We start from the raw sequence: 15,181 nt of genomic DNA on the forward strand, positions 1-15,181 counted from the left end.
TCAAGCGGGGGTGAATCTCCGTCCTGCAGAACCTGCGGTCATGCCAGCGTCCGCTCGCAGCCTTCGGCGCGGACAGCGTCCGGACAGTTCCGGGGACTGCTGTCCGGACGGTGTCCTCATCCGTAGAGTTCGATGATGACGATGCCGTTCCCGCCCTCGGTTCCGGGAGTACTGGAGTCGTCCCGGGCGTAGCCTCCGGCCGCGCCACCGCCGTAGCCTCGGGGGGCGCCGCCACCGTTGGATGCCCGCTGGAAGCCTCCATGGCCCAGGTGGGATTCACCGCCCTCGCCCGCCAGGCCGTCAGTCCCGCTAAGGCGGATGCATCCGCCTCCGGCGCCGCCGCCGCTCGCCCAGTCGCCGCTTCCGGCGAGCGGGGCGGGGATACCGGAGTAGCACTGCAAAGACGTCCCGGACGTCATGACCGCGGTCCCACCCGCGCCGCCGTTCGCGACGACGAATCCACCGAAGGAACTGTTCCCACCGGCGCCGCCGTCGGACGACGTCCCACCGGCCTCACCGCCCGCGCCGACGACGACGGACTCCACCGCACCGAGCGTGGCCGCGTCGATCAGAGCCTCGCTGTAGCCACCGCCCGCTCCGCCCGGCCGCGTCACCAGCTGGCCGGCAGCGGCTGTCGCACCGGCCGCGCCACCCCCGGCCGCCTGCACGCGCACCTTGATGCGCGCCAGCCAGGGGTAGTCGTCTTTGACGAACTGGTGGTTCCCGGGCTCTTTGACGTACACGATGTCGCGCAGCCCTTGAACGCCCGGCTTGAGGCAGAGTTCACCGTCGTTGTTGACCTCGAAGTAATCGCCGCATGCGCAGACAGACGCCATACCAGGCCCCTTTGTGGGATGTCAGTTCAGCGCCCGGCCCACAACCAGCGGCCCCACCAATCTACTGCCGCGGTGCGGCAGTCAGGTGGACGGCGATGCCCGGCCCGGCCGGGGCCCGGCGCGGCACGAGCGTCCACACCCGCACCGTCACCGCCTGCGGAGTCGCGTCCTCAAGTACCGCCAGCAGCAGCCCGTCCCCCTCAACGAGCGCGGTGACAACGGGCGGTGCGTCCAGCGGGGCCGGGAGCGTCCACGTGGCGCGACTGTCCTCGCCGGTGACGACCACGGCGGCCGGCACCCGGCCCGGCGGCCCGGGGAGTGCCTTGACAGCGGGCTCAGCCTCGGGTGTGGGACGCCGGCGGCGCCGGTTCGGCATGGTGCGCGTCCGGCGGTCCAACTCTTTGAGCACGTCGACCAGGGGGTTGTCGACGCTGCGCCGGGCGGCGGATCCTCGACGGGCCACGGTCACACTCCTGACGGGAACAGCTGCACGGCCACGCTCTCGCCGTCGCCGTCTTCGGCGACTTTGAGGCCCTGGATCTTGAGGGACTGGGCGATGGTGCGGCATGTCGTGGTCGTGGTGACGTCCACGCACCAGCCGGGCACCAGTGAGGCGATGTCGACCGCGGCGTCCGGGGCGAGGGTCGTTTCCTGGCTGGTGTCGATGACCACCGGAGTCGGCACGCTGCCGCGGAGCTTGGACCGGGCGGCCGCAAACGCCGACGGGTTGTCGAGGATGGACGTCTCCTCGGTGGCCCGCTCCAACAGCCCGTAGTAGTCGTGTCGTCCGCCGGCCACGCCTTTGATGTCCGGGTCGCTGTCGTCCTCGGGTTGCTTGCCGTGGACGACCCACCGGGTCGCGAGGTTGGTGCCGTCGCCGATGACCTGGAGCCCGGCCGGGAAGTCGGCGTCGGTCAGCGAACCGACCCGCGCGCAGTGGTCTTCCGGCATGAGCAGGATTGTGGAGCCGACGGCGGTGAAGTCCAGGCCGGTCTCCGCCAGGTCGCGCAAGTGATCACCAATCTGCCCGACGTCCTGCTGGTACTCGCGGTCGCCGCGGATACGGGTCGGGGCGACGACTTCGACCGTGTGGCCGGGGTCGTCGGGCTCGAAGCCGTCAGCGATGAGCCATGTCGCGATCTGGGTGAGGTCGGTTGCCCGGAAGCGGATGTCCTCGTGCGGGAGGCGCCGGTCGAGCCAGCCCAGGACGTCGATAGCCGCCAGCTCGACGGTGTCGCGTCTCCACGTCGGCGTGACGATGGGCCCCTCCCACACGGGAACGCTGCCACGGAGCGGGTCGCTGCGGTAGATCACGAGTTTGTGTCGCCACTCGCGGACCCGGCCGAGCGCGGCGCAGCAGTCCCCCTCGGGTTGAATGACCACCTTGGCCGTGCTGACGTCGTCGAGGGCCCTGGTCCACTCCACACTGAGCAGCGTGTCCGCCTCGGTGACGACCGCCCCGCCGCGGTCGACGATCCGCACGGTGTGGCTGCCGCACCCCATTCGTGACATGGCCGGGCCCGCCTTCCTGTCGGCTTCGGCCCGGCCCAAAACCAGCGGCGTCCCAGTCGAGACTACCGAGACTGGCCGACAGAGTTCCTTACTGATCACAGTCCCTGAAACCGAGTCGCACCCAATTGAGAATGGGAGGTGTGCAAGCTGAGGTTGCTGGTCACAGGGCTGGTGTGCGTGGGCATCGGGATGCTCGTGCTGGTCGCTGGCAGGTGACTTTGGTGAAGATCGTCGGTCATCGGGCGACTTCGCGGTTCGTGAGGACCAGCAAGGCCCTGACCAGGGCGGTCACCCAGGCGGGGTCGGTGCGCACCTTGCCGAGGACGCGCCAGTTCTTGAGGTGGGCAAAGCCGTGCTCGACGGGTGCCCGGACGGCCGCCAGTGCCGTGTTGGACAGCTTCTGGCCTCGCGTCAGGGGCCGGTTCCGGGCGGCCTTGTAATCGCAGGCGTGACGCCCCGGAATCGGACCAGGTCGGCGACACAGCAGCCGTGACACAGGGATACCTTGCCCCTCCCGCCAAGATCCTTAACAGCAGCCCTAGCCCGAAAACGCCAGCGGGGCTCCCCGCCCACAAGAACGGGAAGCCCCACCTGCCTGCCTGCGCCGGTCAACCGGCCATGGCCGCCACGACCAGCGCAACAGCCGCACCGCACAGCAGCACCACAAGCGGCCATGCCAGCCAGCCGCGCCCGGTACGCCTGCGCCACAGCACCAGCCACAGCGCACACGCCGCCACGAACACGACCGTCACACCGCTCAGCTCGCCCTCCCGCCACGCCACCCGCACGGCGCCAGGGTTAGCACCCCATACAAGGAGCGCAACGAGGACGCCCACGGTCAGCGCACACACCGCTTCCAGCAGCCTGCTCATACGGTGCCCTTCTTCTCCGGCGTCTCCGTCAGGTCAGTGCGCGGGCGGAACGGACGGCTTGACCTCGACGGTCTCCGTCTTGCGGCCTTCTGCGTCCGTGCTGGTGGACTGCTTCTCCCCGGCCCGGGGACCGGCCACGGACGCCTGGGGCGCACGGCGGGACGTGATCCACTGCCGCTCCTGCATCCCCCGCGCCCTCCCGCGTTCTCACCTCGACCTGTTGACGGATCGTAGGCGGGGGCCGGTCGTAGGCGCAGCCGAACCCGGCCGGCCCCGCCCGATGATCTACGCCATGGTCATCGGCCGCCGAACGGCACGAGTATCCAACTCGCTATTCACACCAGACCTGTGACCTGCGACTTCACGATGCACACCGCTCAATTAGGTAAGCGCCGGGACGAAGCGCGGACTGTCCGCGGCCTGCCCGAGGGTGAGGATGATGGACAGCGGGCGGCAGCGCCGGTCGGTCGCGAGGTGCATCTTGCTGGTCAGCCCGCCCCGGGCACTGATGCGACCCGCAGGCAGGTCGCATCAGTGGGGCTCGGAGCCATGCCGCATCACAGAGCCTCGGCTCCACTTGCCATTCAAAATGGCCCCACAGCCACCTCAACACACATATGGGCCAAGGGTTTTCATCGAGGCTTCCAAGCCTGGGCGGCCTGGCAACCCGACCGCACTACGGGCTTCACACCACGGGCCTTCATCGGCAAGGGGATTGGGCACCCACACCTCACCCCGCAAAGGTAAATCGAGCAACTTTCCTTTACTCAATCAAAATGAAGTCTATATTTGTGCTTTGCGTCACATCTTTCCCGGTCTGGGTCTGGTGGGATGATTCCCGACCACGGCACGCATAGCCGCCTCCGTCGCCACAGATGGGGGCTCTTTGCTGTGCCGAAAACACTCATAAAAAGAGGTACGGGGCGTGCAGACCAGCACCACCATCCGCCGCATGTCCAGCCGACTCACGACCGCCACAGTGGCCGTCACTGCTGGCGCGGCACTCTTGGCCTCTGCCCTACCGGCCAATGCCCAGGCGAACACCAGCCAACCGGGGAATGCGGAACAGGCTGCTGCGGTCGTGGAAAAGGCGACCGGGACCGCAGATATCGCCTCCTCGGCGGCGGCCCCGGGCGCGCCGCTGACCAGGACCGTCACCACCACCGAGGGCAGCGCCGTCACGGTCACCACGCCGGACACGGCCACCGGCACCCTCAAGGCCACCACCGACAAAGGCTCTTCGCTCGGCCTGACCCTGCCCGGTGCCAAGGCCGTGGCAGGCGTCAAGGCTGGCGTGGGCACCGTCGTCTATCCCGACGCCGCACCCCACACCGACCTCGCCGTCCAGCCCACCACCGATGGCGGCGCCCGCACCCTGGTCACCCTCAAGGACGCCAAGGCGTCCACCAGTCAGCGCTTCAAGCTCGATCTGCCGGAGGGCACCAAGGCCGTCAGCAACGGTGAAGGCGGATACGACCTCATCCGCAAGACTCAGGGGGGCGAACCCGTCCTGGTGGTCGGCGCCATTGACGCGCCCTGGGCCAAGGACGCTGATGGCAAGAAGGTCCCCACTGCCTACAAGCTCGACGGCAACTCGCTGATACAGACCATCGAGACGAATGAGACCACCGCGTTCCCCGTGGTCGCCGACCCCGAAGTCAGTTTCGGCTGGAACGTCTACTACAGGTTCAGCAAGGCCGAAGTTAAGAAGTATGCGAGCAAGGTGAAGTACGCATCAGGCGGCGCGGCCCTGTGCGGATTTCTCGGCGTACCCGCGGCCGCGGTGGCCTGTGGTGTCGTCGCAGGGGGGATCCTGACGCACTTCCAAGGGGTATGGTCCTCGGCCGCCAGGTACAACAAGTGCGTGGAGGTTAAGGTCGGTTACACAGGTATTTACGGCGGAGCAAAGAACTACAAGTGCTGAAGGAGAGGTGGACCATCGTGCGCCGATTCCTCACGGCCGAGCCGTCCAACCCGTATGTGGCCAGTGCGCTGGTCACCGTCCTGCTCTACGCGTGCATGCTGATCGTGCGCCTCGTGCTCTCAGCTTCACTGTTCCAGGCCATGGACATCGCCTTCGTACCCGCGGTATTCGTCCTGGCACTCGCAGTGCGACTCCTCACCGCACGACGGAAGGGCAGAGTCTGACCCTACGCCGCTGACACAGCCTGCGCCTGTTGCCCATAGGGTGGCAGGCGCAAGTCAGTTGGGGCTCGGCTTGCCGACTGGTGCCATGCCATTGGGCGACTCTGTCAGTACCCCCGGCCCGATAGCGACAGCACGACCCGGGCGTCCTCGGCGGCCGGGAGGATCGCGTCGGCCTCCAGCAGCACGCAGTAGGAGTCGCAGTCGAGGAGGGGGAACTGGAGCGGGCCGCCGCCTGGGCCGTACACGTCCGGGGCGCTCTCGCAGCCACCCAGGCACGCCACGTTCGCCCTGCCGATCTGCCCGTCGAGGGTCACCACGCCCCCGGCCGGCACGAACCCGACCTCGAACACGGCGGTGGGATTGCAGCGTTCGACGACAGCGACCTCCTCGCACGTCATGCCTGTGTGGACGGCCGTGCGCTCGTAGATGCTGATCGTCGCGTGCCGCAGGTCCTGGCTTCCGGCGTGTACCTCGATGATCGGCACCGAACCGAACCAGCGAGGGAACGCGCTGAGGTCGAGTTCGTATGCCTCACTGTTCACTGCAATGGCTTTGCAATAACAGGTCTGTGGCGGGGGTGGGAGTGGAGGGGCGGGTGTGCGGCAGCGGGGGTTGTTGCAGAGGTCGTCGGGGTCCGGGCACTTCGCGAGGCGGCAGGTGTCGCACGGGCGCTGTGCGGTGTCCTGGTCCGGCCACACGAGTTTGCAGTCCGCGCCTGTCTGAGTGAACTCGACGAGGACGCCGTCCGTGCATGCCGGGGATTCCTCAAGTTCCAGGCAGACGGGCGGAGGCTTGGGCGGGGCTGTGGGGTCGTGTACGCACCAGGTGATGCACTGGGTGCCGTCGTCCGTGGGCACGGGGACGTCGAGGAGCGGTGTGGGCGTCGTCCACGTCCACGGGGTGCCGGCGGTCAGGACGAATTCCACGGTGATCACGTCTGCGCCGACGGAGCACTGGCCGGCGGTGCAGCCGCTGCCGTTGCGGGCGGTGGGGGTCGGCCCGCTGGTCAGAGCGACCCGCCGCAGGGTGCGCGCGTGCCGGTCGGTGAACTCCTGCGGAGTCATGTCCGCGTTCGGGCAGCAGTTGAAGAAGGTCAGGCAGTCGCCGCCGCACCCGTCCCCGGTGCAGCCGGTCAGGGCCTCGGCGAGCCAGTGGAGCCCGTATTCGACGCCGCAGCATGTGGCGCCCAGCAGGATGCCGGTCACGGTGAGGGTGCGCGGCTGTACGCGGGCCGGGCCGAGCGCAGCCCCGCCGGCCACCGAGGGGGACGGCGTACGGGTCACCGGGTTGTCGTCCAGGCCGTCGACGGACAGCACCATCAGCCCCGCGAACTGGGCGGATTCGGGGAGGTCCGGGTCGTACCACGGCGCACCGTCGGAGGCCGGGTCGGTGTACTCCTCGTCGCCCACCAGGTCCGCGGTGAACGTGTCGCACCGGCAGGCGTCGATGCTGTCGAGTGGGCTGCCGACGGTCTCCAGGTACGCCGCCAGGCGGGCGTGGTTGGCGATCTCCAGCCCACCCAGTTTCAGGTAGTGCTCCAGCACGACAGCTCCTTAGATGCCGACCGACACGGCGAGCCGGTTGACGACGCGGTGAGCGGTCACGTTCGCGTCCCCCACCTCGTACAGGTTCCAGGTGTGGTGATGGACCGCCCGCGGCCCCGAGGCCGCCCCCTCACCGCCGCTCTTGGCGGCACCGATGATGTCCAACAAGCCGGACTCCTGGGCGAGTTGGCGGGCGCGCTGCGGCCTGGTGAGCGGGATGATGACTTCCGGCCCGGCCTCGCCGACGAGACCGACGACCGGGGAGTTGACGATCCCGCCGTTCGCGAACGGCAGCAGGGACCGCACAGGCCCCGGAAGCCCGCTCTTGATCTTCGACACGATCCGCGAGCCGATGTTCCCCAGGCTGTTCACGATCCGGCCCGGGAGGCCGGAGAAAAACGACACGATGCTGTCGATCAGCGAGCCCACCGCGCGCCTGGCGGCGCCGACCGCGTTCGAGAACGCGTTGGCGATCCGGGATCCGATGGAGGAGAGCGCGGATCCGATCCGGCCCGGGAGGTTGGAGAAGAACGATACGACGGAGGAGCCGAGGTTCCGGGCCGCGGAGAGCGCGGCGGAGCCGGCGGACCGGAAGAGGCTCATGACCTTGCCCGGGAGGGCGGCGAGCGCGGAGCCGATCCGTCCTGGCAGCGCGGCGAAGAACGACACCGAGGAGGAGACGAACGATGAGATCGCCGAACCGGCCGCGGACGCCGCACGGGAGAACGCGCCGGCGATGGTGGAGCCCAGCGACGCGAGCGCGGAGAGGATTTTGCCGGGCAGCTCAGTGAAGATCCAGATCACCCCGGCCAGCGCGGTCAGCAGCGCAATACCGATCGCCGCGACCGCGTTGACGAACAGGTCCACCAGGAGGCCCGGGAGCGCCGCCAGCGCGGAGCCGATCCGCCCCGGCAGCGCGGCGAAGAAGTTCACCACCGACGTGAACGCCGTACTGATCCAGGTTCCGATCGATGTCACGAGGTTCGTGAAGAACGTGGAAACCGTCGTCCCGAGCGATGAGAGCACGCCCGTGATCACGCTCGGCAGGTTGCTGATGAACGTGACCGCTGACGACAAGCCGTTGACCAGCCCGGACAGGACCGTGACCACGCCCTGGATGATCGGGACAACCGCGTTGATGATCACCCAAGAGGCGAATCCGGCCGCGATCTCCAGGATCGGGGCGAGTAGCCCGATCACGCGGGCGTTCAGCGGTGCCAACGCGGCGAGGAGCCCGGCGAGCGGCGGCAGGATCGGAAGCAGCGCCTGCACGAGCGCGGCGAACGCCTCGATGATCGGCGGCAGTACCGGCAGCAGCGCGTCCGAGAGAGCAGTGATGACCGGGGCCATCGCCGTCGCAAGCGTCACGAGGACCCCGGCCACGGTCGACAGAACCGGGGCGAGCGCCTGGATGAGCGAGGCGACCTGCTGACCGATGCCAGCCGCGAGCGGCTTGATAGCTGTCACCAGCGTCGTGAACGCCTGTGAGATTTTCGGGAGGACCGGCATCAAGGCGTCGGCGAGCGCCTTGATGATCGGTGCGAACAGCGCCGCGAGGGTCCGGAGCGCTGGCGCGAGCATCTGGGCGATGGTCGCGACGAGTTGACCGGCGAGCGGAAGAATCGGGGCGAGTGCGGACAGCACGGCCCCGATGGCTGCCCCGACCGGGGCCAGCGCCGGACCGATCGTGGCGAAAGCCTGGCTGAGCGCCTGCGCGACGACCTGGAGGGACGGGGCGAGTGCTGCGATCGCAGGCCCGAGCGCATTGATCAGACTCGTCAGCGCGGGGCCGAGGGTGGAGAAGACCGGGGCGAGTGCGGCCGCGATGGCGCCGATCTGCGTGACGACCGCGGACAGGATCGGGCCGAGCTGGGCCGCGATGGTCCCGACGGTCCGGAAGATGTTGCCGAGAGCCTCTTGCCCCTGCGTCGAGTTGACGAACTCGCGGAAGGATCCGGTGATCTGCTGGAGGTTGTTGAGGAATCCGCTGCCGGCATCCCCGGCGGCCTTGAACGCGCCGGAGATGATGTGCCCGACGTTCGAGACGATCCCGCCGAGCTGCTGGAAGACGGCGCGGGCGGTCTCCACCCACGCGACCGCCTGACCGCTGCGGGCGGCCTGCTGGAGGAACGTCGCGAACCGGGCGGCGGCACCGGACAGCGCGCTGCCGAGTCGCGCGCCGAAAGCCTCCGAGATGGCGCCGCCCATCTCCAGGAAGCCCTTGACGACTTCCCCGATCTGCGCGCCGAGCCCGGCGAGTACGGAAGACGTGCCGGCGAAGATGGAGTTGATCGCCGCGATGGAGCGCTGTGCCTGGATCGCCTCCAGCGCGTTGCCGGCGATGACGCCCCACTGGGCGGCGACCGAGGTGAGGCCCTTCGTCAGGGGTCCGCTCAGCGCCTCGGCGGCCTGGGTGATCTCCCTTTCGAAGACGCCGAAGAAGGAGTCCTGTACGGCGTTGCGCAGCGACTCGAACGCGGGCTTGAGGGCGCGGACCTCCAGCGCGGCGGCGCGGGCCTTCGGCGAGAGCTGTTCCAACGACTCCTGGAACTGCTCCGCATCCGCTGTCAGGGCCGCTTGGAAGGCGTCCGAGACGCCCATGAGGGCGAGGCGGAGCCCGCCGAGGGCGGCCTGAGCGCCGAGGATCGCCGCCGGGGCCGCAGCGATGATCCCGACCGCAGGGGCGAGCGCGGCGACGAGGCCGCCGACGGCGGACGCAGCGCTGGCGGCAGCGATGCCAACAGCGCCGAAGACGAGGAGGCCGCGCAGCGCACCGGCGACTCGGCCGGCGATGCCGCCGAGGCCGGAGAGTGCGCGGCTGAGCCGGTCGTTGTCGACGTTCGCGTTGACCGGGACGTTGATGCCCGGCGGCCGGTGCGCGCGGATACGGGCGTCGAAGCCGTCGAGGTCCGGGACGACCGGCACGCGGATCTCCAGCCCGCGAAGGACGGCCAGGAGTTGCGCCTCGAACCGCTGGAGGTCCGGCTCGATGGGGATGCGGATCGCGTCGAGCTGGGAGCGGAGCCCGGTGAGCAACGCGCGGTTGAAGCCGCTCAGGTCCGGCTCGACCCTGGCCTGGACGGCCCCGGCCGCGGTGATGCCGCGCTGGATGTTCCGCCGGATCTGCGCGCCGACGGTGCGTGTACCGCGGTCCAGCGCACGCTCGATGCGGTCCGCGAGGTCGAGCGCATCGGCGACGACCCCGGAGTCATCCAGGGTGATCGTGATCCGGGCTGAGCCGTAGTCTTCCTCGCCGGCCACCGGGCAACCTCACGGGGTGTGTGGTTGCCCGGCCCAAAACCAGCGGCGTACGGCGGGGCACGCGGGCCCTGCCGTGATTCCAGACTAGCCGGTGTGCCTCCGGGTGAGCTTGGTGTCCTCCGCCGCCAGCTGGGCCGCGAGGGCCTGTGCCTGGGCGCGGTCCATGCGCATGCCGGGCGGGCGGACGCGCCGACTGCCGCGTCGGCCGCCATCAGGTGGGGCGTACAACTTCGCCCGGTTCCGCGCCCGTTCGGCGTCGTCCTCCGCCGCCTGGTCCATCGCGACCTCAGCGGCGTTGAGCATGCGCCTCAGCGGCCACGCGTGCGGGGAGATGCCTTGGAGGGCGAGACTCCCGTCCCACGCCTCCCAGCCGGCGGCGAGGCTTGCGCAGAGCCGCCAGACGACGTAGGAGGGCGCTGGCCGCCACCGTAGAGCTCAACAACCCACTCCAAGAGCTCGACCAGAACACGGTCAGGCAGACGCAGCGCGTCCACAACGCGGGCGCCGCCCCGCACCTTTGCCGCGTATGCCTCCGCCTCTGCGAGGTCGCTGAACGACTCCAGCCTCTCGCCGGCCTTCACGACGTCGAGCCGGGTGAACAGCCTGGCCGACTCTCCCAGCATCAGGCGCGCCAGGAACGCACGCAGCGCCCGGGACACTGCCCGCAGTTGGCCCGAGTCGACATTGGCAAGATCGTTGATGTCGACACCGATCGGCTGCTGTGCCTCACGCAGCTCGGCATAGGCGTCCATGAAGTCGTCGCCCATGACCTCGGGTTGGAACTCCAAGGCAGTGTCTCCGACCTGGGCGACGTGCGGCTCGGTATTGAGTGCGAAAGTCCTCGTGGCCACGGGTGGCTCCTTGATCTGCCCGCACGGACGCCCGGCCCACAACCAGCGACGCAGCAGGAAGGGTAGCCGTTGGCCGGAACTCACGCGGGCGCCGGTAGCCAGCGCTCTGCAGTGCACTCACGTGTGCCCTCCAGGCAAGGCCTACGATGTTGTGCGCATGGCGCGTTAAACCGCGGTCACGGTCCGGAGGCGGCTGGCTATGAGCCCCTATGTCGCATACCTCAGATGTCCTGCGCTGGAGGTTCTTCGGTGCCGGAACCGCCTTGCTGGTCGCCTTCGCTGTCGCCGCCATACGCCGCCATCGTGACGGAGATCGCTTCGGGGAGCTGGCCGAGCTGATGGAGCGCGAGTGGTTCAGCGCGGGAAAGATGTTCTTCACCGTACTGGTCGGGCTCGTGGGTTCGTGGGCGGCGGCCTATATGGGCGGGACCCGCAGCGGGCTACCGGAATCCGTTCCGATCCTGTTTCCGCTGGGCATTGTCGCAGCCTTCGCCGTCTGCCGCCTGACCGCCAAGGGCGACGGCAATCCGCTGCGGGTGAAGGCGCTAGTTCTGTTGGCCGCGCCGCTGCCGCTCGGTGCGATGATGACAGGCTGGTGACCTTTCCCCGCCCATGCTTCGCTCCCATGCTCCCGGGCGGGGGCGAAGCATGAGCGAGCATTCCCTTGCCGATGCAGATAGCAGTACTGTTCTTTAAGCACTCTCATTAGCGCATAGAGTACTTGCCTTCAGCCGGTGCACCTGAATCGTGTAAAGCGCAGCCGACCACCAGTACAACGCTGCCCCCCAGATTGCTAGTGCCCAACCAACAATCTGGGCGACTTCCGCATAGAATCCCTGCCCGTCCGCCAACAAGAGGAGAGGGAAAGCGTACATTAGATTGAAAGTCGCCGCTTTTCCAATGAAATTCACCTGCAACGACCCATAGCCACTCCTCCGCAAGCGGACTACGTTATACGCCATGAAGGCATCGCGCAGCAGGAGCAATACCACCAGCCACCATGGAATAATTTCGCGAGCTAGGAGTGCGGTTAGTGTGGCGAGCGTATAGAGGCGATCAGCAGCAGGGTCCAGGGCCTGACCAAGCCGACTGATTTGGTTCCAGCGCCTTGCCAGCTTTCCGTCAAGATAGTCAGTTGCCCCACTAAGCGCCAAGAGCGCAATAGCCCAGCCATCAAGGCTTGGGTTACCGAAGCATGGCTGCAATACCATCCAAAGGAATGCGGGAACCCCTGCAACGCGTAGAGCGCTCAGCAAGTTTGGAACAGTCAAGACGCGATCAATAGGCACCTGACCCTTCTCGCATACACTCAACCGAACACACCCCAGCTTCTCGTCTCTCCACGTGAACTCCGCAGATCTTACCAGACACTCACTCTCTGCCACTTGCACATAATTTTCCACCTCGGCGGAAACGGTACGGCCGCCAAAATCCTCCGATGAACTTCCACGAAGAGTTTTCCATGGCAATCGCGAATTGCCACAGCCAAAAAAGACCGCCGGAAACGCTCCCGGCATGCGGGCGCGTACACCTCTCGCCGTCCAGATCTGCTCTGCGCGCCTGCTCAACATCTGGTTAGAGATTCAACTACTTGCGGTGCGCTCTTGAAGACACGGAGGAGAGAGCGGCTCTGGAGAGAGCTGGCGGGATCTACTACACCAAATCAACCATAGAGGCCAAAAGGTACAAGGTGACCACGACATCGGAACGCATTGTTCAACTTGCGCGGTATTTCATCTCTTGTTACTTTTCTCCGGTTGTGAGACCGCGACCACAGTTATTTGCCGCCCACTTCAGGGGCTGCAAATAAGCTACCTAAACCGTCGCCCAAAGGGGCGTCCTTGATTCAAGCAATAGGGGCAGGTAATGCAGAAAAGGCAAGTAGCAAAAGCTCTGGGGGCTGCTGCGATAGTTCCCTCTATTCTGCTGGCAACCGCGGGCAACGCTTCTGCGTGGGACCGGAGGGTGGACTGGAAGAATGTAGCCACCGGTGCCTACCTTACCGAAAGCGGAACTTCGTTGCGAAAGGTTGGCGGCTGGTGGGAAACCAAGAATTCCGACGGCACATTCAAGCTCAGGTGGGCCGGCTTCGGCTCGGGGTATGAATGCCTGGACAGCAACTCCAAAGGCAGCGTCTACGTGATTCAGTGCAACGGCGGGAATAACCAGAAGTGGTACGAGATTAAGACCTCTACCGGATGGAAGCTCAAGAATAAGGCCACTGGCCGCGTTCTTGACACCGCACATGGTAAGGCTTACACGAAGCCTGACAATGGCAGCAAGTACCAGAGGTGGCGCTAATTCATCAGGCGTCGCGGCAGAATAGGGAAGGGTTCAAACTGCGCGGTGCGATGAAAGCCTGCTAACTGTATTTGGTAGTGAGTTTGAGGCACTCAAGGTGGGCTGGACCCTTGGACGGCTTATCCCGGGGTACGGTCCACCCGTGCTTTGTCGTTGCGTGCACGGAGGACGCTTCATCTTGCCAGCCTGCTCGTGGCCTGGCCGACAACTCCCAGCGGCCCGCGCGCAGCGCCCGCCCGAGGAAGTCTTTCGGGCGGATACCAGGGTGGTGGACGACGGCAGCGAACACCGTCCAGCCACCCACGTCGTAGTTGCCCACCCGGCCCGGTGCTTCGCGGCGGGCGATGCCCGCGACCCATTCCGTACGGCGGCACAGGCCGCGCCCGGCGATGCTGCCCCCGGGCGCGGCGCAAAGGGCCGGGCACGTGTAGAGGCACAGAAGTTGGGACTTCTGCGTCTCTAGGACAGGCGGTAGCGGGCTACCGCGAACGACAGGCCCTGAGTGCCGTCCGGCTTGGTCACTGTTGCTCCACCGGCAACAACCAGTCTGGAGCCGACGATCTCAGAGCCGCGCCACACGTCCGGGCCGCCGCTGAACGACGTGGTCACCATCCCACCGGTTCCGAAGCCGGTGTCCAGACTGCCGTCCTTGGTGTACCGGGCCACCAGCGTGTTGCCGTCCACTGGGTCAGCAGGGAACGCCGAGGTGGCGCCCCGCATACCGGAGACCACAACCTTGCCCGTGGACTGCACCTGCACGTCGCGGGCCTGGTCCACCTTCGCCGTCACATCGGTAACGACCTTGCCGTCACCGCCGAAGCTGGTGTCCAGGCTGCCGTCCGAGTTCAGGCGCACTACGCCGATCTTCCCGTTGCCCTCGATGTTGAACGGGTCGTTGACGTTCGCCACCCCAGCCAGGACGATCTTGCTGTGGTCCAGGTCCACGCCGAACGCCAGGTCGTTCAGGGGCGTCAGGGGCACCGCTGTGAAACCGACTCCGTTGAAGCTGGTGTCGAGCCGGCCACTGGTGGTGAAGCGGGCGGCGAGGACGGCGTTGGTGTTGTCCGCGGTGGTCTGGAACCCTGCGACCACCGCGCGGCCCGAGGAGTCGAGCCGCAGATCGAAGAAGTGGCTGGCGGCCAGCACGGTCGGCTTCTCCCAGCCGGTACCCGAGCTGCCGTAGGTGGTGTCCAGGCTGCCGTCGGGATTGAAGCGGGCGATGAACGCGTCCGTGTTCGCAGCACCGACAGCGACGATCTTCCCGTCCGACTGCTGGGCGATGCCCCGGAAGCCGCTGCCGACTCCGATGTTCAGCGTGACCTTGCCGTCACCTCCGCCGAACGTGGTGTCCAGCGACCCGTCCGGGTTCAGGCGGGCGACCGCAGCGCTGGCCGTCTGCTCGTTCGGGCCGGCGAGACCGGAGACAAGGACCTTCCCGTCCGACTGGACGAACACATTGCGGGCGAATTGGGTGTTCGGCGCGTCGAAGAACCTGAACTGCACCTTGCCGCCATTGCCGAAGGTGGCGTCCAGCGACCCGTCGGGGTTGTAGCGGGCCAAGGCGAACTGGGCCGTGCCGCCCACGACCGGCAGGTTCAGGCCGCCCCTGCCAGCGGCGATGATCTTCCCATCCGGCTGCACTGCCACATCGTTGGCGATGTCCGGCTGTGCGGGGGTCCCGCTGAAGTCGGTGGTGGTCTTGCCGTCGCTGCTGAATCTGGTGTCCAGGTCACCGGGCGCGGCCACCGCCGTAGGCGCGAAGGCCACCATCACGCCCAGTACCAGTGCACAGATGGCTGCGGTGCGCGCCCTCGGTGCCGAACAGCCCTTGAAGAGCCATTTTGTGGTCATGACGA

At 67.3% G+C, this 15,181-nt stretch carries 15 protein-coding genes and 1 pseudogene; 4 read left to right on the plus strand and 12 right to left on the minus strand.

Annotated features, from left to right (window positions below):
• Positions 1 to 116 precede the first annotated feature (116 nt).
• The 6 genes and pseudogenes from K9S39_RS30260 to K9S39_RS30285 form a co-directional block, all read right to left on the minus strand.
• Positions 117 to 836: a hypothetical protein gene (locus K9S39_RS30260; RefSeq protein ID WP_248866509.1), complete on the minus strand. Its 720-nt coding sequence runs from the start codon at positions 834 to 836 to the stop codon at positions 117 to 119.
• 61 nt (positions 837 to 897) lie between these two features.
• Positions 898 to 1,299 carry a hypothetical protein gene (locus tag K9S39_RS30265; protein WP_248866510.1) on the minus strand — a complete coding sequence of 134 codons (402 nt, stop codon included), beginning with the start codon at positions 1,297 to 1,299 and terminating at the stop codon, positions 898 to 900.
• A 2-nt stretch (positions 1,300 to 1,301) separates the two neighbouring features.
• Positions 1,302 to 2,348 (minus strand): hypothetical protein, encoded by a 1,047-nt coding sequence (locus K9S39_RS30270; RefSeq protein WP_248866511.1) that lies wholly within the window; start codon positions 2,346 to 2,348, stop codon positions 1,302 to 1,304.
• Between the two features lie 235 nt (positions 2,349 to 2,583).
• Positions 2,584 to 2,787: pseudogene (locus tag K9S39_RS30275) on the minus strand (transposase family protein); the annotation flags it as partial.
• A gap of 169 nt (positions 2,788 to 2,956) precedes the next feature.
• Positions 2,957 to 3,220 carry a hypothetical protein gene (locus tag K9S39_RS30280; protein WP_248866513.1) on the minus strand — a complete coding sequence of 88 codons (264 nt, stop codon included), beginning with the start codon at positions 3,218 to 3,220 and terminating at the stop codon, positions 2,957 to 2,959.
• Positions 3,221 to 3,253: 33 nt separating this feature from the next.
• A complete protein-coding gene (locus K9S39_RS30285; RefSeq protein ID WP_248866514.1) occupies positions 3,254 to 3,406 on the minus strand; it encodes a hypothetical protein in 153 nt (50 codons plus the stop codon).
• A gap of 766 nt (positions 3,407 to 4,172) precedes the next feature.
• Between K9S39_RS30285 and K9S39_RS30295 the strand changes: the two genes are divergently transcribed.
• Positions 4,173 to 5,144, plus strand: coding sequence for a hypothetical protein (locus tag K9S39_RS30295; protein ID WP_248866515.1), 972 nt, complete (start codon positions 4,173 to 4,175; stop codon positions 5,142 to 5,144).
• Between the two features lie 17 nt (positions 5,145 to 5,161).
• Entirely contained in the window at positions 5,162 to 5,368 is a 207-nt protein-coding gene (locus K9S39_RS30300; RefSeq protein ID WP_248866516.1) for a hypothetical protein, read from the plus strand.
• Between the two features lie 104 nt (positions 5,369 to 5,472).
• Here K9S39_RS30300 and K9S39_RS30305 read toward each other — a convergent pair whose 3' ends face one another.
• The 4 genes from K9S39_RS30305 to K9S39_RS30320 all read right to left on the minus strand — a co-directional run bounded on the left by K9S39_RS30305 (position 5,473) and on the right by K9S39_RS30320 (position 11,024).
• Complete coding sequence (locus tag K9S39_RS30305; protein ID WP_248866517.1) at positions 5,473 to 6,912, minus strand: hypothetical protein; 1,440 nt, start codon at positions 6,910 to 6,912, stop codon at positions 5,473 to 5,475.
• A 9-nt stretch (positions 6,913 to 6,921) separates the two neighbouring features.
• Positions 6,922 to 10,173: a hypothetical protein gene (locus K9S39_RS30310; protein WP_248866518.1), complete on the minus strand. Its 3,252-nt coding sequence runs from the start codon at positions 10,171 to 10,173 to the stop codon at positions 6,922 to 6,924.
• A gap of 84 nt (positions 10,174 to 10,257) precedes the next feature.
• Positions 10,258 to 10,476 (minus strand): hypothetical protein, encoded by a 219-nt coding sequence (locus K9S39_RS30315; RefSeq protein ID WP_248866519.1) that lies wholly within the window; start codon positions 10,474 to 10,476, stop codon positions 10,258 to 10,260.
• Between the two features lie 5 nt (positions 10,477 to 10,481).
• On the minus strand, positions 10,482 to 11,024 hold the full coding sequence (locus tag K9S39_RS30320) for a hypothetical protein (RefSeq protein WP_248866520.1): 543 nt from the start codon (positions 11,022 to 11,024) through the stop codon (positions 10,482 to 10,484).
• 263 nt (positions 11,025 to 11,287) lie between these two features.
• On the opposite strand from K9S39_RS30320, the gene K9S39_RS30325 reads away from it, so the two are divergent.
• Complete coding sequence (locus tag K9S39_RS30325) at positions 11,288 to 11,623, plus strand: hypothetical protein (RefSeq protein ID WP_248866521.1); 336 nt, start codon at positions 11,288 to 11,290, stop codon at positions 11,621 to 11,623.
• Positions 11,624 to 11,716: 93 nt separating this feature from the next.
• Here K9S39_RS30325 and K9S39_RS30330 read toward each other — a convergent pair whose 3' ends face one another.
• Entirely contained in the window at positions 11,717 to 12,337 is a 621-nt protein-coding gene (locus tag K9S39_RS30330) for a CDP-alcohol phosphatidyltransferase family protein (RefSeq protein ID WP_248869030.1), read from the minus strand.
• 553 nt (positions 12,338 to 12,890) lie between these two features.
• Here K9S39_RS30330 and K9S39_RS30335 point away from each other — a divergent pair.
• Positions 12,891 to 13,325, plus strand: a complete 435-nt coding sequence (locus tag K9S39_RS30335) for an RICIN domain-containing protein (protein WP_248866522.1) — start codon at positions 12,891 to 12,893, stop codon at positions 13,323 to 13,325.
• Positions 13,326 to 13,784: 459 nt separating this feature from the next.
• Here K9S39_RS30335 and K9S39_RS30340 read toward each other — a convergent pair whose 3' ends face one another.
• Positions 13,785 to 15,176 carry an NHL repeat-containing protein gene (locus K9S39_RS30340; RefSeq protein WP_248866523.1) on the minus strand — a complete coding sequence of 464 codons (1,392 nt, stop codon included), beginning with the start codon at positions 15,174 to 15,176 and terminating at the stop codon, positions 13,785 to 13,787.
• Between the last annotated feature and the right edge of the window lie 5 nt (positions 15,177 to 15,181).

It is taken from the genome of Streptomyces halobius (assembly GCF_023277745.1).
Taxonomy (GTDB): domain Bacteria; phylum Actinomycetota; class Actinomycetes; order Streptomycetales; family Streptomycetaceae; genus Streptomyces; species Streptomyces halobius.

Coding starts and splice junctions, on each gene's coding strand:
- K9S39_RS30260 (WP_248866509.1), bottom strand. CDS start 836: ATGGCGTCTGTCTGCGCATGCGGCGATTACTTCGAGGTCAACAACGAC.
- K9S39_RS30270 (WP_248866511.1), bottom strand. CDS start 2,348: ATGTCACGAATGGGGTGCGGCAGCCACACCGTGCGGATCGTCGACCGC.
- K9S39_RS30280 (WP_248866513.1), bottom strand. CDS start 3,220: ATGAGCAGGCTGCTGGAAGCGGTGTGTGCGCTGACCGTGGGCGTCCTC.
- K9S39_RS30285 (WP_248866514.1), bottom strand. CDS start 3,406: ATGCAGGAGCGGCAGTGGATCACGTCCCGCCGTGCGCCCCAGGCGTCC.
- K9S39_RS30295 (WP_248866515.1), top strand. CDS start 4,173: ATGTCCAGCCGACTCACGACCGCCACAGTGGCCGTCACTGCTGGCGCG.
- K9S39_RS30315 (WP_248866519.1), bottom strand. CDS start 10,476: ATGCTCAACGCCGCTGAGGTCGCGATGGACCAGGCGGCGGAGGACGAC.
- K9S39_RS30335 (WP_248866522.1), top strand. CDS start 12,891: ATGCAGAAAAGGCAAGTAGCAAAAGCTCTGGGGGCTGCTGCGATAGTT.
- K9S39_RS30340 (WP_248866523.1), bottom strand. CDS start 15,176: ATGACCACAAAATGGCTCTTCAAGGGCTGTTCGGCACCGAGGGCGCGC.